Origin of the sequence: Variovorax sp. KBS0712 (assembly GCF_006323185.2) — a bacterium.
Taxonomy (GTDB): Bacteria; Pseudomonadota; Gammaproteobacteria; order Burkholderiales; family Burkholderiaceae_C; genus Variovorax; species Variovorax boronicumulans.
The window spans coordinates 3430714-3446271 of record NZ_VCCD02000001.1; the positions used below are offsets into that span (position 1 = coordinate 3430714).

The 15558-nt window shown below is 70.7% G+C and carries 16 protein-coding genes; 12 read left to right on the plus strand and 4 right to left on the minus strand.

The annotated features are described in order from the left end of the window. The first annotated feature begins 29 nt into the window (after positions 1-29). The 3 genes from FFI97_RS15935 to FFI97_RS15945 are packed head-to-tail and all read left to right on the plus strand — an operon-like array spanning position 30 to position 2411. Positions 30-1004, plus strand: a complete 975-nt coding sequence (locus FFI97_RS15935) for a Bug family tripartite tricarboxylate transporter substrate binding protein (RefSeq protein ID WP_139700200.1) — start codon at positions 30-32, stop codon at positions 1002-1004. Continuing rightward, positions 1001-2200: a CaiB/BaiF CoA transferase family protein gene (locus tag FFI97_RS15940; RefSeq protein ID WP_139700198.1), complete on the plus strand. Its 1200-nt coding sequence runs from the start codon at positions 1001-1003 to the stop codon at positions 2198-2200. Before FFI97_RS15935 ends, FFI97_RS15940 begins: the two co-directional genes overlap by 4 nt. Then, positions 2187-2411, plus strand: a complete 225-nt coding sequence (locus tag FFI97_RS15945; protein WP_095743945.1) for a hypothetical protein — start codon at positions 2187-2189, stop codon at positions 2409-2411. The genes FFI97_RS15940 and FFI97_RS15945 overlap by 14 nt, the downstream gene beginning before the upstream one ends. Positions 2412-2418: 7 nt before the next feature. Here the strand turns inward: FFI97_RS15945 and FFI97_RS15950 are convergent, their stop codons facing one another. Continuing rightward, positions 2419-4131, minus strand: a complete 1713-nt coding sequence (locus FFI97_RS15950; RefSeq protein WP_139700196.1) for a hydrogenase maturation protein — start codon at positions 4129-4131, stop codon at positions 2419-2421. A 134-nt stretch (positions 4132-4265) separates the two neighbouring features. On the opposite strand from FFI97_RS15950, the gene FFI97_RS15955 reads away from it, so the two are divergent. Further along, on the plus strand, positions 4266-5939 hold the full coding sequence (locus tag FFI97_RS15955; RefSeq protein WP_139700194.1) for a SulP family inorganic anion transporter: 1674 nt from the start codon (positions 4266-4268) through the stop codon (positions 5937-5939). Positions 5940-5949: 10 nt separating this feature from the next. Here the strand turns inward: FFI97_RS15955 and FFI97_RS15960 are convergent, their stop codons facing one another. Then, positions 5950-6708 (minus strand): helix-turn-helix transcriptional regulator, encoded by a 759-nt coding sequence (locus FFI97_RS15960; RefSeq protein ID WP_175497081.1) that lies wholly within the window; start codon positions 6706-6708, stop codon positions 5950-5952. 140 nt (positions 6709-6848) lie between these two features. On the opposite strand from FFI97_RS15960, the gene FFI97_RS15965 reads away from it, so the two are divergent. After that, positions 6849-8285 (plus strand): amidase, encoded by a 1437-nt coding sequence (locus FFI97_RS15965; RefSeq protein WP_139700192.1) that lies wholly within the window; start codon positions 6849-6851, stop codon positions 8283-8285. A 9-nt stretch (positions 8286-8294) separates the two neighbouring features. On the opposite strand, the gene FFI97_RS15970 is transcribed toward FFI97_RS15965, so the two are convergent. Further along, on the minus strand, positions 8295-8798 hold the full coding sequence (locus tag FFI97_RS15970) for an outer membrane protein assembly factor BamE (protein ID WP_139700189.1): 504 nt from the start codon (positions 8796-8798) through the stop codon (positions 8295-8297). A 39-nt stretch (positions 8799-8837) separates the two neighbouring features. Between FFI97_RS15970 and FFI97_RS15975 the strand changes: the two genes are divergently transcribed. The 7 genes from FFI97_RS15975 (at position 8838) to FFI97_RS16005 (ending at position 14432) form a co-directional block, all read left to right on the plus strand. Next, positions 8838-9044 (plus strand): DUF3460 family protein, encoded by a 207-nt coding sequence (locus tag FFI97_RS15975; protein ID WP_070061458.1) that lies wholly within the window; start codon positions 8838-8840, stop codon positions 9042-9044. A gap of 68 nt (positions 9045-9112) precedes the next feature. Beyond that, the gene (locus FFI97_RS15980; protein ID WP_056578351.1) at positions 9113-9949 is read left to right on the plus strand and encodes a segregation and condensation protein A; all 837 of its coding nucleotides are present in this window, start codon (positions 9113-9115) and stop codon (positions 9947-9949) included. 20 nt (positions 9950-9969) lie between these two features. Beyond that, positions 9970-11553, plus strand: coding sequence for an L-aspartate oxidase (nadB, locus tag FFI97_RS15985; RefSeq protein WP_062477111.1), 1584 nt, complete (start codon positions 9970-9972; stop codon positions 11551-11553). A gap of 72 nt (positions 11554-11625) precedes the next feature. Next, positions 11626-12531 (plus strand): 3-methyl-2-oxobutanoate hydroxymethyltransferase, encoded by a 906-nt coding sequence (gene panB, locus FFI97_RS15990; protein ID WP_139700187.1) that lies wholly within the window; start codon positions 11626-11628, stop codon positions 12529-12531. A 19-nt stretch (positions 12532-12550) separates the two neighbouring features. Next, positions 12551-13393, plus strand: coding sequence for a pantoate--beta-alanine ligase (gene panC / locus FFI97_RS15995; protein ID WP_139700186.1), 843 nt, complete (start codon positions 12551-12553; stop codon positions 13391-13393). Continuing rightward, positions 13390-14028, plus strand: a complete 639-nt coding sequence (gene queE, locus FFI97_RS16000) for a 7-carboxy-7-deazaguanine synthase (RefSeq protein WP_139700183.1) — start codon at positions 13390-13392, stop codon at positions 14026-14028. Before panC ends, queE begins: the two co-directional genes overlap by 4 nt. Positions 14029-14069: 41 nt before the next feature. After that, complete coding sequence (locus tag FFI97_RS16005; protein WP_062477101.1) at positions 14070-14432, plus strand: 6-carboxytetrahydropterin synthase; 363 nt, start codon at positions 14070-14072, stop codon at positions 14430-14432. A 7-nt stretch (positions 14433-14439) separates the two neighbouring features. Here the strand turns inward: FFI97_RS16005 and nadA are convergent, their stop codons facing one another. Continuing rightward, positions 14440-15555 (minus strand): quinolinate synthase NadA, encoded by a 1116-nt coding sequence (gene nadA, locus FFI97_RS16010; protein WP_070063580.1) that lies wholly within the window; start codon positions 15553-15555, stop codon positions 14440-14442. Between the last annotated feature and the right edge of the window lie 3 nt (positions 15556-15558).

Sequence of the window (15558 nt, forward strand, 5' to 3'; positions counted from 1 at the left end):
TTCCCCACACAAGACCCAGGAGACAACCCATGAAGCAAGAACTGCGAGCCCTCTCGTTCGCCGCCGCCGCGCTGCTGGCCTCGGCCGGCGCACTGGCCGACACCTATCCCTCGCGCCCGATCACGTTGCTGGTGGGCTTCCCCGCCGGCGGCGGCGCCGACACCGTGGCGCGCATCGTCGGCGACAAGCTGGGCAAGCTGCTCGGCCAGCCGATCGTCATCGACAACAAGCCGGGCGCCGGCACCACCATCGCATCGGACCAGGTCGCGCGCGCCGCACCCGACGGCTACACGCTGCTGCTGGGCAGCGCCAACCTCTACGGCAGCGACAAGCTGCTCTACAAGAGCGTGAAATACGACGGTGCGAAGAGCTTCGTGCCGATCTCGCGCTGGAGCTCGGCGCCGATGCTGCTCGCGGTGAACAAGGACGTGAGCGCCAAGACCGTGCAGGCGCTGATCGCCGAGGCGCGGCAGAACCCCGGCAAGCTGGCGTACTCGTCGTCGGGCGCGGGCGTGGTGACGCACCTGGCGGGCCTGTCGTTCGAGAAGGCGGCCGGCGTGCAGATGCTGCACGTGCCGTACAAGGGCGGCGCGCCGTCGATCCAGGCCGTGGCCGCGGGCGACGTGCAGCTCACCTTCGGCACGCCGCCCTCGGTGCTGCCGATGGCGCAGGGCCAGAAGCTGCGCGTGCTGGCCGTCACCTCGGGCCAGCGCTCGCCGCTCTTTCCCGACGTGCCCAGCGTGGCCGAGGCCGGCGTGAAGGGCTACGACTACACCTTCTGGTTCGGCCTCTTCGGCCCGGCCGGCCTGCCGCCGGAGGTGGCGCAGAAGCTGTTCGACGCCAGCGTGGCGGCGCTGAACGACCCCGAGGTCAAGGCGCGAATGGAGAAGTCGGGCAACGAGTCGGCGCCGTCGAAGTCGCTGGCCGAATTCCGCGCCTGGGCCTTGGCCGAAGGCGCGAAGTCGAAGGAACTCACCGGGCGCTCGGGCGCGAGCGTCGAATGAGCACGCACGCACCCAAGGCAGGCCCGCTGCAGGGCTTCACCGTCATCGACCTCACGCGCGTGCTCGCGGGCCCGTACTGCACGCTGCTGCTCGCCGACCTGGGCGCGCGCGTCATCAAGGTGGAACAACCCGGCCTGGGCGACGACGCGCGGCAGATCGGCCCCTTCGTCGAAGGCGACTCGGCCTACTTCATGTCGGTCAACCGCAACAAGGAGTCGATCGCGCTCGACCTGAAGGCGCCGGCCGACCGGGCGGTCTTCGAGCAGCTGCTGGCCACGGCCGACGTGCTGGTCGAAAACTTCCGGCCCGGCACGATGGAAAAGCTGGGCTACGACTGGCCGACGCTGCACGCGCGCTTTCCGAAACTCGTGTTCACCTCGGTCTCGGGTTTCGGCCAGACCGGGCCGTACAGCAGGCGCCCCGCCTACGACATGGTGGTGCAGGCGATGGGCGGCATCATGAGCCTCACCGGCCACCCGGGCGCGCCGCCGACGCGCGTGGGCGTGTCGATCGGCGACCTAGGCGCCGGGCTGTACGCGGCCGTCGGCACGCAGGCCGCGCTGCTGCAGCGCGGGCGCACGGGCGTGGGGGATCGGGTCGACGTGGCCATGCTCGACTGCCAGGTCGCGCTGCTCGAGAACGCGATCTCGCGCATGGAGGCCGAGGGTCGCGCACCGGGGCCGATCGGCTCGCGGCACCCGTCGATCACGCCCTTCGACGTGTTCCGCGCGGCCGACGGCTGGTTCGTGATCGCAGCGGGCAACGACGCGCTGTTCCAGCGCCTGTGCACCGCCCTCGAGCTGCCCGCACTCGCCGGGGACACGCGCTTTGCCACCAACCCGGCGCGCTGCCAGCACCATGAGGCGCTGAAGCAGCTGCTCGAAGAGCGCCTGTCGACCGCGCCCTGCGCGCACTGGCAGGCGCTGCTGATGCAGCACAACATTCCCACCGGCGACTACAACGACGTGGCGGCGGTGGTGAACGACCCGCAGGTGCAGGCGCGCGAGATGCTGGTGCAGGTGCGCACGCAGGGCGGCCAGCCGCTCACGGTGGCGGGCAACCCGGTGCACGTCGGCGGGCTGCGCACGCAGGTGCGGCGGCAACCGCCGCGGCTGGACCAGGACCGCGAGGCGATCCTGGCTTCGCTCGCCCGATCCAGCGCTGCGGGTGCAGAATCCGCCCATGCAACGCAGTGACCGCCTCCGCCCCCTCGTCCTTTCCGCGCTCGGCCTCGCGGGTGCGCTGCTGCTGAGCGGCTGCGCGGTGGTCAGCGTCGCGAGCACCGCCGTGAGCGTGGGCGCCGGCGCGGTCGGCCTCGCGGCCGATGCCGCCATCGGCACCGCGCGCATCACCGGCAAGGCCGTGGGCGCGGCGGCCGACGCGGTGATTCCCGACAGCAAGGACTGACGGCCGCTCAGCGCGGCAGGCCCAGCGCCGCGAGGTGCGCGGGCGTGTGCTGCGCCTTTTCCTTGCGCACGAAGGCCGAACGCAACGCCGCGTGCGGCTCGGCGGGATCGAAGAAGTTGCGCCGCATGTGCGCCAGCTCCTCGTCACGGTACGCCTGCAGCGGCTTGGCCGCTTCATCGCGCGCACGCGCCGCCTGCTTGTCCGCCAGGCGCGCGGCCAGGTCCGGCGATGCCGCCAGTTGCGCGGCCAGCCGGCCGACCTCGTCACCCAGTTCTTCCGGCGCGGCCTGCAGCACGCGCTGCGCCAGGCCCAGCGCCACCGCGCGCTTCGCGCTCACCGGCAGCGCCGACTGCGTGAGCCGCGCGGCCTCGTCGACGCCCACGCGGCGCGGCAGGCTGTAGGTCCAGTATTCGGAGCCGTGCAGGCCCATGAGCTTGTAGTGCGGGTTGAGCACCACGCCGTCGCGGCACCACACCTCGTCGGCCGCGAGCGCGAGCATCACGCCGCCGGCCGCGGCATTGCCGCCCAACGCGGCCACGGTGAGTCGATCGGTGGTCGTGAGCACGGCCTCGACCAGGTCGTTCATGGCGTGGATGTTGGCCCATGACTCTTCGGCCGGATCGGCCGCCGCCTCGATCACGTTGAGGTGGATGCCGTTGGAGAAGAAGTCGCGCAGCCCGCCGAGCACCAGCACCGAGGTCGGCCGGGTGCAGGCGAAGCGGTAGGCAGCCAGCAGACGCCGGCATTGCGCGGTGCTCATGGCCCCGCCCGCGAACGAGAAGTTCAGCACGCCGACCGGCCCGTGCTCGCGGTAGCGGATGTCGCTCCAGGTGCGGCGACCGGCCGGCAGCTCGAGCGGCGCGGCCACCTCGGGCAGGCCGGCAGGCAATCGCGCGCCCAGTGCCTCGACGGCCGGCAGCTTGTAGCTCGGCAGCCCGGAGCCCGGCTCGCGCCAGGGCCGCAGCTGGGTGAGCCAGACCGCGCCGTCGACGGTGGCGCGGCAGACGGCGCCGGCGCGGGTGGCGATCAGTTCGCCGGGCGTGCCGCGCAGTTCGTCCTCGGCATGGCCGCCGTGCAGGTACCACGGCGCTCCCAGCAGCTCGTCGAGCACGCCGGGTTGCGAATCGGCCGCGCGCAGCTGCCGCAGCACCGATTCGGTGGTCTGCGTGGCCCAGTCGATGCGGCGCTCGGCCTGCTTCATGAAGGGCCGCCAGCCGGCGGCGAGGTCGGCCGCCTTCTGCCGCTTCGGCTTGTAGGTGCCCGAGGCGAAGCGCTCTACAGCCAGCAGCACGGCGTCGACGGCGGCATCGGCCACCTCGCCGCGGTACAGGTCGCTCTTGCCGGCCTGCGGCGGCACCTTCAGCGGCGACCAGGCCCAGACATCGCCCGCGTCCATCTCGGCCACGGCCTCGAGCACGGTGACGCCCCAGCTGTCGACGCCGCCCTGCAGCGTCCGGTCGAGCGAGGACGGGCCGCGGTCGCCGGGCGGGCCCGGATGCACGATGAGACAGGTGTGGGCGCGCCAGACGTCCTCGGGAATCGCCGTGGTCAGCATCGGTGCGATGACGAGCGCGGGCGCGTGCTGGCGCACCGCTTCGCGCAAGGCCTCGTCGTCGCCGAGCGCCAGCACGATGCCTGCGGTGTGGCCCCGGTCCTGGAGCTCGGCCAGCACGCGCTGCGTGAGGCTGTTGAACGCGCTCGCGACGAGCAGGATGTGCATGGGCGACCTCATTGACGTTTGTTTCTAAACGTCAAAAATGTATCTTTCAGCCTCGCCGCCGATAAGCTGACTGAAAGTACTCACCGCCGGGAAATCGCCGGGCCGCCGCGACGGCCGGGCCACAATGACCGCACATGTCGTCGCCGCTGAACCTCACCCGCTTTCGCCCCCGCCTGCTGGACACGATGGCCGGCTACGACCGGGGGCGGTTCCTGGGAGACCTCGGCGCGGGCGCCACGGTGGGCATCGTGGCGCTGCCGCTGGCCATGGCCTTTGCCATCGCCTCGGGGCTCAAGCCCGAGGCGGGCATCTGGACGGCGATCATCGCGGGCTTCCTGATCTCGCTGCTGGGCGGCTCGGCCGTGCAGATCGGCGGGCCGGCAGGCGCGTTCATCGTGATCGTCTACGGCATCGTCGAGCGCTACGGCGTGGCCAACCTGCTGATCGCCACCGCCTGCGCGGGCGTGCTGCTGTTCATGGCGGGGCTGTTCGGGCTCGGGCGGCTGGTGCGCTTCGTGCCGCTGTCGATCGTGGTGGGCTTCACCAACGGCATCGCGGTGCTGATCCTGCTGTCGCAACTGAAAGACCTGCTCGGCCTCACGGTGGAGCGCATGCCGGCCGATGTGTTCTCGCAGCTGCACGCGATGGCGCTGCGGCTGGACACCTTCAACCCGCACGCCTTCGCGCTCGGGCTGGCCTGCGTGCTCGGCCTGCTGGCGTGGTCGCGGCTGTTTCGCGGCGACTCGGCGCTGGCGCGCGCGGTGCAGCGCGTGGGCGGGCGCTGGGTGCAGACGCGCCCGGTGCAGATCGTCGGGCGCATCCCGGGGCCGATCGTCGCGCTGGTGTCGCTCACGCTGGTGTCGTGGGGCTTCGCGCTGCCGGTGGAGACCATCGGCACGCGCTTCGGCGGCATTCCCGAGGGCGTGCCGGCCTTCGCGCTGCCCGATTTCTCGTGGGAGACCGTCAAGCAGCTGGTGACGCCGACGCTGACCATCGCGCTGCTCGGCGCCATCGAGTCGCTGCTGTGCGCGCGCGTGGCCGACCAGGTCAGCGGCCAGCCGCGCCACGACCCGAACCAGGAGCTGATGGCGCAGGGCATCGCCAACCTGGTCACGCCCTTCTTCGGCGGCATGCCGGCCACGGGCACCATCGCGCGCACCGTGACCAACATCCGCTCCGGCGGCAGTTCGCCCATTGCGGGCATCGTGCATGCGGTCACGCTGCTGGTCGTGGTGCTGCTGGCGGCGCCGCTGGCGCGCCACGTGCCGCTCGCGGTGCTGGCGGGCATCCTGGTGTTCGTGGGACTGAACATGGGCGAATGGCGCGAGTTCACGCCCGGCCAGCTGCGCCACTTCAGCCGCCACTACCGCCTGCTGATGCTCGGCACCTTCTTCCTCACGGTGGTGTTCGACCTCACGGTGGCGGCGCAGGTGGGCATCGTGCTGGCGTGCGCGCTCTTCATCCGGCGCATGAGCGGGCTGTTCAGCGTCGAGCTGGTGACGCTGCAGCCGCCGGTGCTCACCTACCGGCTGTACGGCGCCATGTTCTTCGGCGCGGCGGCCAAGCTCGACGAAGCAGTGAACGCCGCGGAGCGCGCACCGCGCGGCATGACGCTGGTGCTCGACGCCACGCACCTGATCTACATCGATGCCACCGGCGTCGATGCGCTGCGGCAGCTGCACCGGGCGGTGCTGGCACGCGACGGGCTGCTGCGCATCGAGTCGCTGCAGCCGCAGCCGCTGGAGGTGCTGGAGCGCTCGGGCTTCGCCGAGGAGCTGACCTCGGGCCGGCCCGCAACGACCTCCTAGGCGGGGCTCGTCAGGCCTGCGCGGCCTCGCCGCACACCAGCCGCGCCATCTGCACCTTGCTCGTGACGCCGAGCTTGGCGTACACCTGCCGCAGGTGGTGGCGCACCGTCGCCGGGGAACTGTCGAGCCTGCGGGCCACCATCTTGTAGCTGTGCCCCTCGCCGAACAGGCGGGCCACCTCGGCCTCGCGACGGCTCAGCACCGCCAGGGCCGAGACGCCTGGCGCCGGCGTCTCCCGCAGCCGCAGCGCCTGCGCCGAAACCAGGTGAGGCATCAGCAATTCCAGCAGCGCGTGCTCGCGCGCGCCGAAGCTCGCGGCTTCGCGGCCGTACAGCGACAGGTGCGTCCACCACGGCGAATCGGGCGCATGCAGCATCACGCTGAGCACCCGGTCGAGGCGATGGTCCGAAGCGAAGGCGCGCAGCGACCCCACCGGCGGCAGCTCGTGCGACGCCATCGCCATGCCATGGCCCGGTCGTGCCATCACCGCGGCCACCATCGGATCGAGGTGGCGCACACGGCACCAGTCGGCCACGAAATCCGGCGCCAGCCCGCGTGTGTGGCCGTCTCGCGGCTCGAGCCGTCCGGCGGCGAACACCGAGCGGCCGAACCAGGCGGCATCGAACGCAATGTGGCCGGCCAGCCAGTCCAGCAGCCCGCCGGCGGCCGAGGCCTCGGGCGCGGCGGCCCGCGGATACAGATCGAGCAGCAGCGCGCCGAGCTGTGCGGCCGGAATGCACGACCCCGAAGAAGAACTGCTGTGCGCCATGCGGCGCGATCTTAGGGGCCGCCCGCCCGCGGAGGTTGCGGAGATTCCCGCATCGTTCATCTGAACGACTGCCGCTGCCGGACACCCCGCCCTACGCTGCACGGCGTTCCCACATCACACACAAACAGGACCCCGTTGCCATGAACCTCGCCGACTACAGCCGCCTCGACGCTACCGGGCTGGCCGAATGCATCCGCCGCAAGGACATCAGCGCCGCCGAAGCGCAGCAGTGCGCGCGCCAGGCGGCGACCGCGCTCAACCCGCGCATCAACGCCATGGCCGAGCTTTTCGACGCCCCGCTGTCGCACGACGCGCAGGGTCCGCTGGGCGGCGTGCCCTTCCTCATCAAGGACCTGGTGCTGCAGGCCGAGGGCGTGCGCTGCCAGGCCGGCAGCCGGCTGTTCGGCGACGGGCTGCCGGCTGCCGCAGACAGCGCGTTGATGGCGCGCTTTCGCCGCGCCGGCCTGGCCACGCTGGGGCGCACCTGGACCCCGGAACTCGGCTTCAACGCCACCACCGAGAGCGCCCTCGGCGGCGCGACGCGCAACCCGTGGAGCCTGGCGCACAGCGCGGGCGGCTCCAGCGGGGGCTCGGCCGCGGCGGTCGCCGCCGGCATCGTGCCCATGGCGCACGCCAACGACGGCGGCGGTTCGATCCGCGTGCCCGCCGCCGCCTGTGGCCTGATCGGGCTGAAGTCCAGCCGCGGCCGCATCAGCGCCGGCCCGGGCTACGGCCAGCCGCTGATGGGCCTGGGCATGGAGGGCGTGGTCTGCCGCACCGTGCGCGACGCCGCCGCCGCGCTCGACCTCATGCACGGCCCCGAGCTGGGCGATCCGTTCCTGATGGCCGCGCCCGCGCAGCCCTACGCACAGGCCATCCGGTCAGCGCCGCGCCGGCTGCGCATCGCGGTGAGCACGCAGTTCCCGGGCACGCAGCCGGCGGCGCAACCCTGCGTCGACGCAGTGGAGGCAACGGCGCGCACGCTCGCCGGTCTCGGGCATGCCGTGGAATGGGCGACGCCGTCGTATGCGCACGAGGCCTTCTTCTCGGCCACGCGCACCTTCTGGTCCTCGTTGCTGGCGGCCGGCGTGGCGGGCGTGGCGCAGGCGCTGCAGATGCCTCTGGAGAAGGCGCTGAGCCAGGTGCAGGCCTGCACCCGCGCCACCGCCGAGCACGGGCTGCGCCTGAGCGCGCTCGACCTGGAACTGGCGCTCGCGCAGATGAATGCGGTCTCGCGCGAGGTGGCGCCCTTCTTCGCGCAGCACGACATCCTGCTCACGCCGACGATGCGCACCCCGCCCGTGGCGCTGGGCTACCTCGACCAGGACGACCCCGCGCGCGATGCACAGGGTTTCTTCGACCACCTGTTCGACTACGCGACCTTCACGCCGCTGGCCAACCTCACCGGCCAGCCGGCGATCTCGCTGCCCCTGGGGATGGCCGGCGACCTGCCGATCGGCGTGCAATGCATGGCGCCCATGGGCGACGAGGCCACGCTGCTGCAGCTCGCCGCGCAGCTCGAGCAGGCCATGCCCTGGGCCGCCCGGCGCCCGGCGCTGCACGCGGCGGCGCTGTAGGCACCGCGCTCAGGGCGCCTCGGTGCCCCGGTCGGGCGACGACCCGCTGCGCACCACGCGCTGGTCGTCGTTCAGCGTGGCGGTGAAGACCATCGACGAATTCGGTGGCTGCACCCAGCGCCATTCCCATTCGGTCTCGCGCTTGAGCGCATAGGGCGTGACCTTGGCCGGCTTGCCCAGCAGCTTGCGCAGGTCTTCCATCATCATGCCGGGCTGCACCTTGGCGAAGTTCTCGGGCGTGAGCACCTGGCGCAGCGCGCTCATCTTGCCGTCGGCGCCGATGGTGATCATGTAGTTCTTCTGGCCCTGCGGCTGGCGGTTGAACTCCAGCACGCGGCCGTTGGGCACGTCCCAGACGTTCTCCGGCTCACCGAAACGCGCGCGCACGTCGGCCTCGGTCGAGACGCCTTCTTCGAGTTCGCTGATGCGCTGCGGATCGCAGCCCGCGAGCCCGATCAGCGCCGCCAGCAGTCCTGCCATGAGGCCGATCCGGCCCTTCTGAAATCGTTGCATGCCGTCCCCGGTAAAATTCGAGCGATAAAGGTCCAGTCTATGTCCATCTTCCGCCGCCCCCACTACACCTCCGAGATCACGAACTTCATCGAGGAGATGAAGCAAAAGAAGCCGACGCTGGAATCCGAACAGCGCGCCGGCCGCGCCCTGCTGTGGGACAAGCACCTCGACCGCAGCCTGCTCGAGGAGTACAGCGAAGCGCGCGTGCCGATGCAGCCGTACGTCTACCAGACCCAACCCAAGTGAATGGTGCCCACCCGGCATCCCGCCGCCCAGCCTGCGCGCACAGCTATTAAGTTGATAGCAACTTCCTCATGAGCGCAGACGAGGACAACGGCACGATCGTGGCCAGCATGCCCGAGGTCGTCGACCAGGTCGCCCTGGCCCGGCTCTACGGCGAGCCGCTGTTCGCGATGCCGAAGGACCTGTACATCCCGCCCGAGGCGCTGCAGGTCTTCCTGGAGGCCTTCGAGGGCCCGCTCGACCTGTTGCTGTACCTGATCCGCAAGCAGAACTTCAACATCCTCGACATCCCGATGGCGGGACTCACGCGGCAGTACCTGAGCTACGTCGACGAGATCCGCCAGACCAACCTCGAACTCGCGGCCGAGTACCTGCTGATGGCCGCGATGCTGATCGAGATCAAGTCGCGCATGCTGCTGCCGCCCAAGAAGGTGGCCGACGGCGAAGAGGCCGAAGACCCGCGCGCCGAGCTGGTTCGCCGGCTCATGGAGTACGAGCAGACCAAGCTGCAGGCCGCCGCCATCAGCGCGCTGCCGACCTACGGGCGCGACTTCTGGAAGGCCCAGGTCTACATCGAGCAGTCGATCAAGCCGCGCTTTCCCGACGTCGACGTGGTCGAGCTGCGCGACGCCTGGGCCGACATCATGAAGCGCGCCAAGCTCGTGCAGCACCACAAGATCTCGCGCGAAGAGCTCAACGTGCGCGAGCACATGAGCATCGTGCTGCGCCACCTGCAGGGCCAGCGCTTCGTCGAGTTCGAGAAGCTCTTCGACGTCTCGCGCGGCGTGCCGGTGCTGATCGTCACCTTCATCGCGATGCTCGAGCTCGCGAAGGAGACGCTGATCGACATCACGCAGGCTGAGGCCTTCGCCCCTATTTACGTCCGGCTGGCCTACTCGCCGGCCTGACCCAACCGGTTCCCACGCCTGTGACTTCCGCCGTTCGCGACTTCGACGTCCTCATTGTCGGCAGCGGCCTCGCAGGCCTCTCCGCCGCGCTGCACCTGGCCCCCACGCACCGCGTGGCCGTGCTCACCAAGCGCGCGCTGAACGACGGCTCCAGCGCCTGGGCGCAGGGCGGCATCGCGGCCGTGCTGGCGGCGGGCGACAGCTTCGACGCCCACGTGGAAGACACGCTGGTGGCCGGCGCCGGCCTGTGCGACCCCGAGGCCACGCGCTTCGTGGTCGAGGGCGCGCCGCAGGCCATCGGCTGGCTGCGCGAACTCGGCGTGCCCTTCTCGGAAGAAGGCGGCGACCTGCACCTGACGCGCGAAGGCGGCCACAGCCAGCGCCGCATCGTGCACGTGACCGACGCCACCGGCGCGGCCGTGCAGCAGGTGCTGATCGAGCGCGTGCGCCGCACGCCCAACATCACGCTGTTCGAGCACCACACGCTGGTCGACCTGGTCACCGGCACCAAGCTCGGGCTCGCCGATCCGTCGTGCCAGGGCCTGTACGCGCTGGACGACGAGACCGACGAGGTGCTGGCCTTCCGCGCGCCGCACACCATCCTGGCCACGGGCGGCGCGGGCAAGGTGTACCTGTACACCACCAACCCCGACACCGCCACCGGCGACGGCATTGCCGCCGCCTGGCGCGCGGGCTGCCGGGTGTCGAACCTGGAGTTCATCCAGTTCCACCCGACCTGCCTGTACCACCCGCACGCCAAGTCGTTCCTGATCAGCGAGGCGGTGCGCGGCGAAGGCGGCCTGCTCAAGTTGCCCGACGGCACGCGCTTCATGCCCAAGCACGACGAACGCGCCGAACTCGCGCCGCGCGACGTGGTGGCCCGCGCCATCGACTTCGAGATGAAGAAGCACGGCCTGGACTGCGTGTACCTCGACATCTCGCACCAGCCGCCCGCGTTCCTGAAGGAGCACTTCCCCAACATCCTGGCGCGCTGCCTGGAGCTGGGCATCGACATCACCCGCGAGCCGATTCCCGTGGTGCCCGCCGCGCACTACACCTGCGGCGGCGTGCTCAGCGACCTAGCCGGTCGCACCGACATCCCGGGCCTGTACGCCATCGGCGAAACCGCCTGCACCGGCCTGCATGGCGCCAACCGGCTGGCCAGCAACTCGCTGGTCGAATGCATGGTGTTCGCGCGCGCCGCGGCCGACGCCATTGCGCAGGCGCCGTCGCGCGAACGCGCCGCGCTGCCCGCCTGGGACGAAAGCCGCGTCACCGATGCCGACGAAGCCGTGGTCATCTCCCACAACTGGGACGAGCTGCGCCGCTTCATGTGGGACTACGTCGGCATCGTGCGCACCAACAAGCGCCTGGAGCGTGCGAGCCATCGCATCGCGCTGCTACAGGCCGAGATCCAGGAGTTCTACGCGAACTTCCACGTCACGCGCGACCTGCTCGAACTGCGCAACCTGGTGCAGGTGGCCGAGCTGATCGTGCGTTCCGCGCAGGCCCGCCACGAGAGCCGTGGCCTGCATTTCAGTCGCGATTACCCTTCGCTGGCCGAGCCCACCGCACCCACCGTGCTGGTGCCGCCGGTCGACTGAGCCCACCCTTCGTCACCTTTCGATCACCCTCAGGATGCCCGGCCACCGACGCCCGCAGGGAGAAAGCCAACCATGTCGAACACCCCTACCCCACCCACACCACCGTCCGAAGCCCCGGCCGCCACGCCCTACGGCACGCTGCCGCCCGCCTCGCCCCTGGCGCAGCGCAAGCCCGTGAGCCTGCCGCGGCTGGCCGACATGCACGCGCGCGGCGAGAAGATCGCCATGCTCACCGCCTACGACGCCACCTTCGCGGCCATGGCCGACGCGGCCGGCATCGACTGCCTGCTGGTCGGCGACTCGCTGGGCATGGTCTGCCAGGGACTGAACAGCACCGTGGGCGTGAGCCTGGAGGCCATGCGCTATCACACCGACAGCGTCTCGCGCGGCCTGCGCCGCGTGCAGGGCACGACCTGGCTGATCGCCGACCTGCCCTTCGGCAGTTACCAGGAGTCGCGCGAGCAGGCCCTGGCCAGCGCCACCGTGCTGATGCAGGCCGGCGCGCACATGGTCAAGCTCGAAGGCGGCGGCTGGACCACCGAAACGGTGCGCTTCCTGGTCGAGCGCGGCATTCCCGTGTGCGCCCACCTGGGCCTGACGCCGCAGACCGTGCATGCGCTCGGCGGCTACCGCGTGCAGGGCAAGGGCGACACCGCTGGCGCGCTGCTCAAGCAGCAGGCCCACGCGCTGCAGGATGCGGGCGCCGCCATGCTGGTGCTCGAGATGGTGCCGGCCGCGCTGGCCGCCGAACTCACCACGGAGCTGAAACACTGCGCCACCATCGGCATCGGCGCCGGCAAGGGCACCGCGGGCCAGGTGCTCGTGCTGCACGACATGCTGGGCATCAACCTCGGGAAGATGCCGAAGTTCGTGCGCAACTTCATGGCCGATGCGCCGGGCGTGCTGCCCGCGCTGCAGGCCTACGTGCAGGCCGTGAAGAACGGCAGCTTCCCCGACGACCGGCTCCACGCCTGGTAAGCACAGAAGGACACCGACCATGTACATCGCCAAGACCATCGACGAACTGCGCCAGCACCTGTCTTCCAGCCAGCGCCCCGCCTTCGTGCCCACCATGGGCAACCTGCACGAGGGCCACCTCGCGCTCGTGCGCCAGGCCAAGCCGCTGGGCGACGCCACCGTGGCCAGCATCTTCGTGAACCGCCTGCAGTTCCTGCCGCACGAAGACTTCGACACCTACCCGCGCACCTGGGACAGCGACTGCGAGAAGCTGCGCGCCGCCGGCTGCGACGTGCTGTTCGCGCCCGACGAGAAGGCGCTCTACCCCGAGCCCCAGACCTGCAAGGTGCACCCCGACCCGGCGCTGGCCGACCTGCTCGAAGGGCATTTCCGCCCCGGCTTCTTCATCGGCGTGTGCACGGTGGTGATGAAGCTGTTCCAGTGCGTGCAGCCGCGCGTGGCCGTGTTCGGCAAGAAGGACTACCAGCAGCTCATGATGATCCGCCACATGGTGCGGCAGTTCGCGCTGCCGATCGAGATCGTGGGCGGCGAGACCTTCCGCGCCGACGACGGCCTGGCGCTCTCGTCGCGCAACGGCTACCTGAGCGCCACCGAGCGCGCCGAGGCCGTGCAGCTGTCGCAGGCGCTGCGGGCCATGGCCGAGGCCGTGCGCGCCGGCGAGCGCGACGTGGCCGCCCTCGAGGCGCGCGCCATGCAGTCGCTCGCGCAGCGCGGCTGGCAGCCCGACTACCTGGTGCTGCGCCGCCGCGCCGACCTGCAGGCGCCGCAGGCCGGCGATGCGCTCGTGGCCCTGGCCGCCGCGCGGCTGGGCAGCACGCGGCTCATCGACAACCTCGAAATCGACACGCCGCTCGCGACATGACCTACAGCGTCAAGGAAATTTTCTATACCTTGCAGGGCGAAGGCGGCCAGGCCGGCATGCCGGCCGTGTTCTGCCGCTTCGCCGGCTGCAACCTCTGGACCGGCCGCGAGGAAGACCGCGACACGGCCGTCTGCCGTTTCTGCGACACCGACTTCGTCGGCACCGACGGCACGCTGGGCGGCAAGTTCAAGAACGCAGACCTGCTCGCCGACACCATCGCCGCGCAATGGCCCGCCGGCGACACCGCGCACCGGCTGGTCGTGCTCACCGGCGGCGAGCCGCTGCTGCAGGTCGATGCGGCGCTGGTCGACGCGCTGCACGCGCGGCACTTCCGCATCGCGGTCGAGAGCAACGGCACGGTCGTCGCGCCCGCTGGCATCGACTGGCTGTGCATCAGCCCCAAGGCCGGCGCGCCCTGGGTGCAGCAGCGCGGCCAGGAGCTGAAGCTGGTGTGGCCGCAGGTCGGCATCGACCTCGATGCGATGGCGCGCACGGGCGAGTTCACGCACCGCTTCCTGCAACCGATGGACGGGCCCGACCGGCTCGCCAACACCGAGTTGTGCATCGCCGAATGCATGAAGCAGCCGGTGTGGCGCCTGAGCGTGCAGACCCACAAGATCACGGGCATCCGCTGACGCGGCAGCCCCTTTCAGTTTCGAGTTTCCTTTTTCTGACGATGCGCTTCACCATCAGCCAACGCTTCTTCTTCGACGCCGCCCACACGCTCAAACGCGAGATCGAGGTCGAAGGCAGCCGCCGCATTCACGGCCACACCTACCACGCGGAGGTGTGGCTGGCGGGCGAGCGCGACCCGGTGACGGGCATGGTGATCGACCTGGGCCTCCTGCGCCGCCGGCTCGAGGACGTGCGCGAACAGCTCGACCATCACCTGCTGGACGACGTGCCGGGGCTGCATCCGCCGACGCTGGAAAACCTGTGCGTGTTCATCGCCGACGCGCTGCCCGACCTGCGGCCGTCGCTGGCGCGCGTGCGCGTGTGGCGCGAGGCGCTGGGCGACAGCTGTACGGTGGAGTTCTAGCCGCCGGTCAGGCGGCGCCGATGCCAGCCACCAGGCTGCCCGGCGCCTGGCCGTTCTTCAGCCCGGCGGTGAACGCCAGCATGCGGTCGATCGGCACGCGCGCGCGCACGCCGAGTGCCGGATCGACGTGGATCTCGCCCGCGCCGGTCTCCAGCGCGTTCGCCAGTTCGACCAGCCCGTTCATCGCCATCCACGGGCAGTGCGCGCAGCTCTTGCAGGTGCCGCCGTTGCCCGCCGTGGGCGCTTCGATGAAGGTCTTGCCGGGGTTCAGCGTGCGCAGCTTGTGCAGCATGCCGGTGTCGGTCGCGACGATGAACTCGGTCGCGTCGAAGCGCTGCGCCGCGTTCAGGATGGCCGAGGTGGAGCCCACCGCATGCGCCAGTGCGATCACATCGGACGGCGATTCGGGATGCACCAGCACCTTGGCCTTCGGGTGTTCCTTCATGAGCAGCTCGAGTTCGAGCGCCTTGAATTCGTCGTGCACGATGCAGGCGCCGTTCCAGCTGACCATGTCGGCGCCGGTCTGGCGGCGGATGTAGTCGCCCAGGTGGCGGTCGGGGCCCCAGAGGATCTTCTGGCCGGCCGCATGCAATGCGTTCACCACGTCGAGCGCGCAGCTGGAAGTGACGAGCCAGTCGGCGCGCGCCTTCACGGCCGCGCTGGTGTTGGCGTAGACCACCACGGTGCGGTCGGGATGCTCGTCGCAGAAGGCGCTGAAGGCGTCGACCGGGCAGCCCAGGTCGAGCGAGCAGTTGGCGTCCAGGTCGGGCATCAGCACGCGCTTTTCGGGCGAGAGGATCTTCGAGGTCTCGCCCATGAAGCGCACGCCCGACACCACCAGCGTGGTGGCGGCGTGGTCGCGGCCGAAGCGCGCCATCTCGAGCGAATCGCTCACGATGCCGCCGGTTTCCTCGGCCAAATCTTGCAGGTCGGGGTGCACGTAGAAGTGCGACACCATCACCGCGTTGCGCTCGCGCAGCAGGCGGCGGATGCGCGCCTTCAGCGCAATGCGCTCGTCGGGCGAAGGCTCGGGGGGCACGCGGGCCCAGGCGTGGCGCGTGTCGCAGACCGCGCCTTGCGCGGGCTGTTCGTAGTCGACATCGATGACGGAAGCGGTCGTCATGGC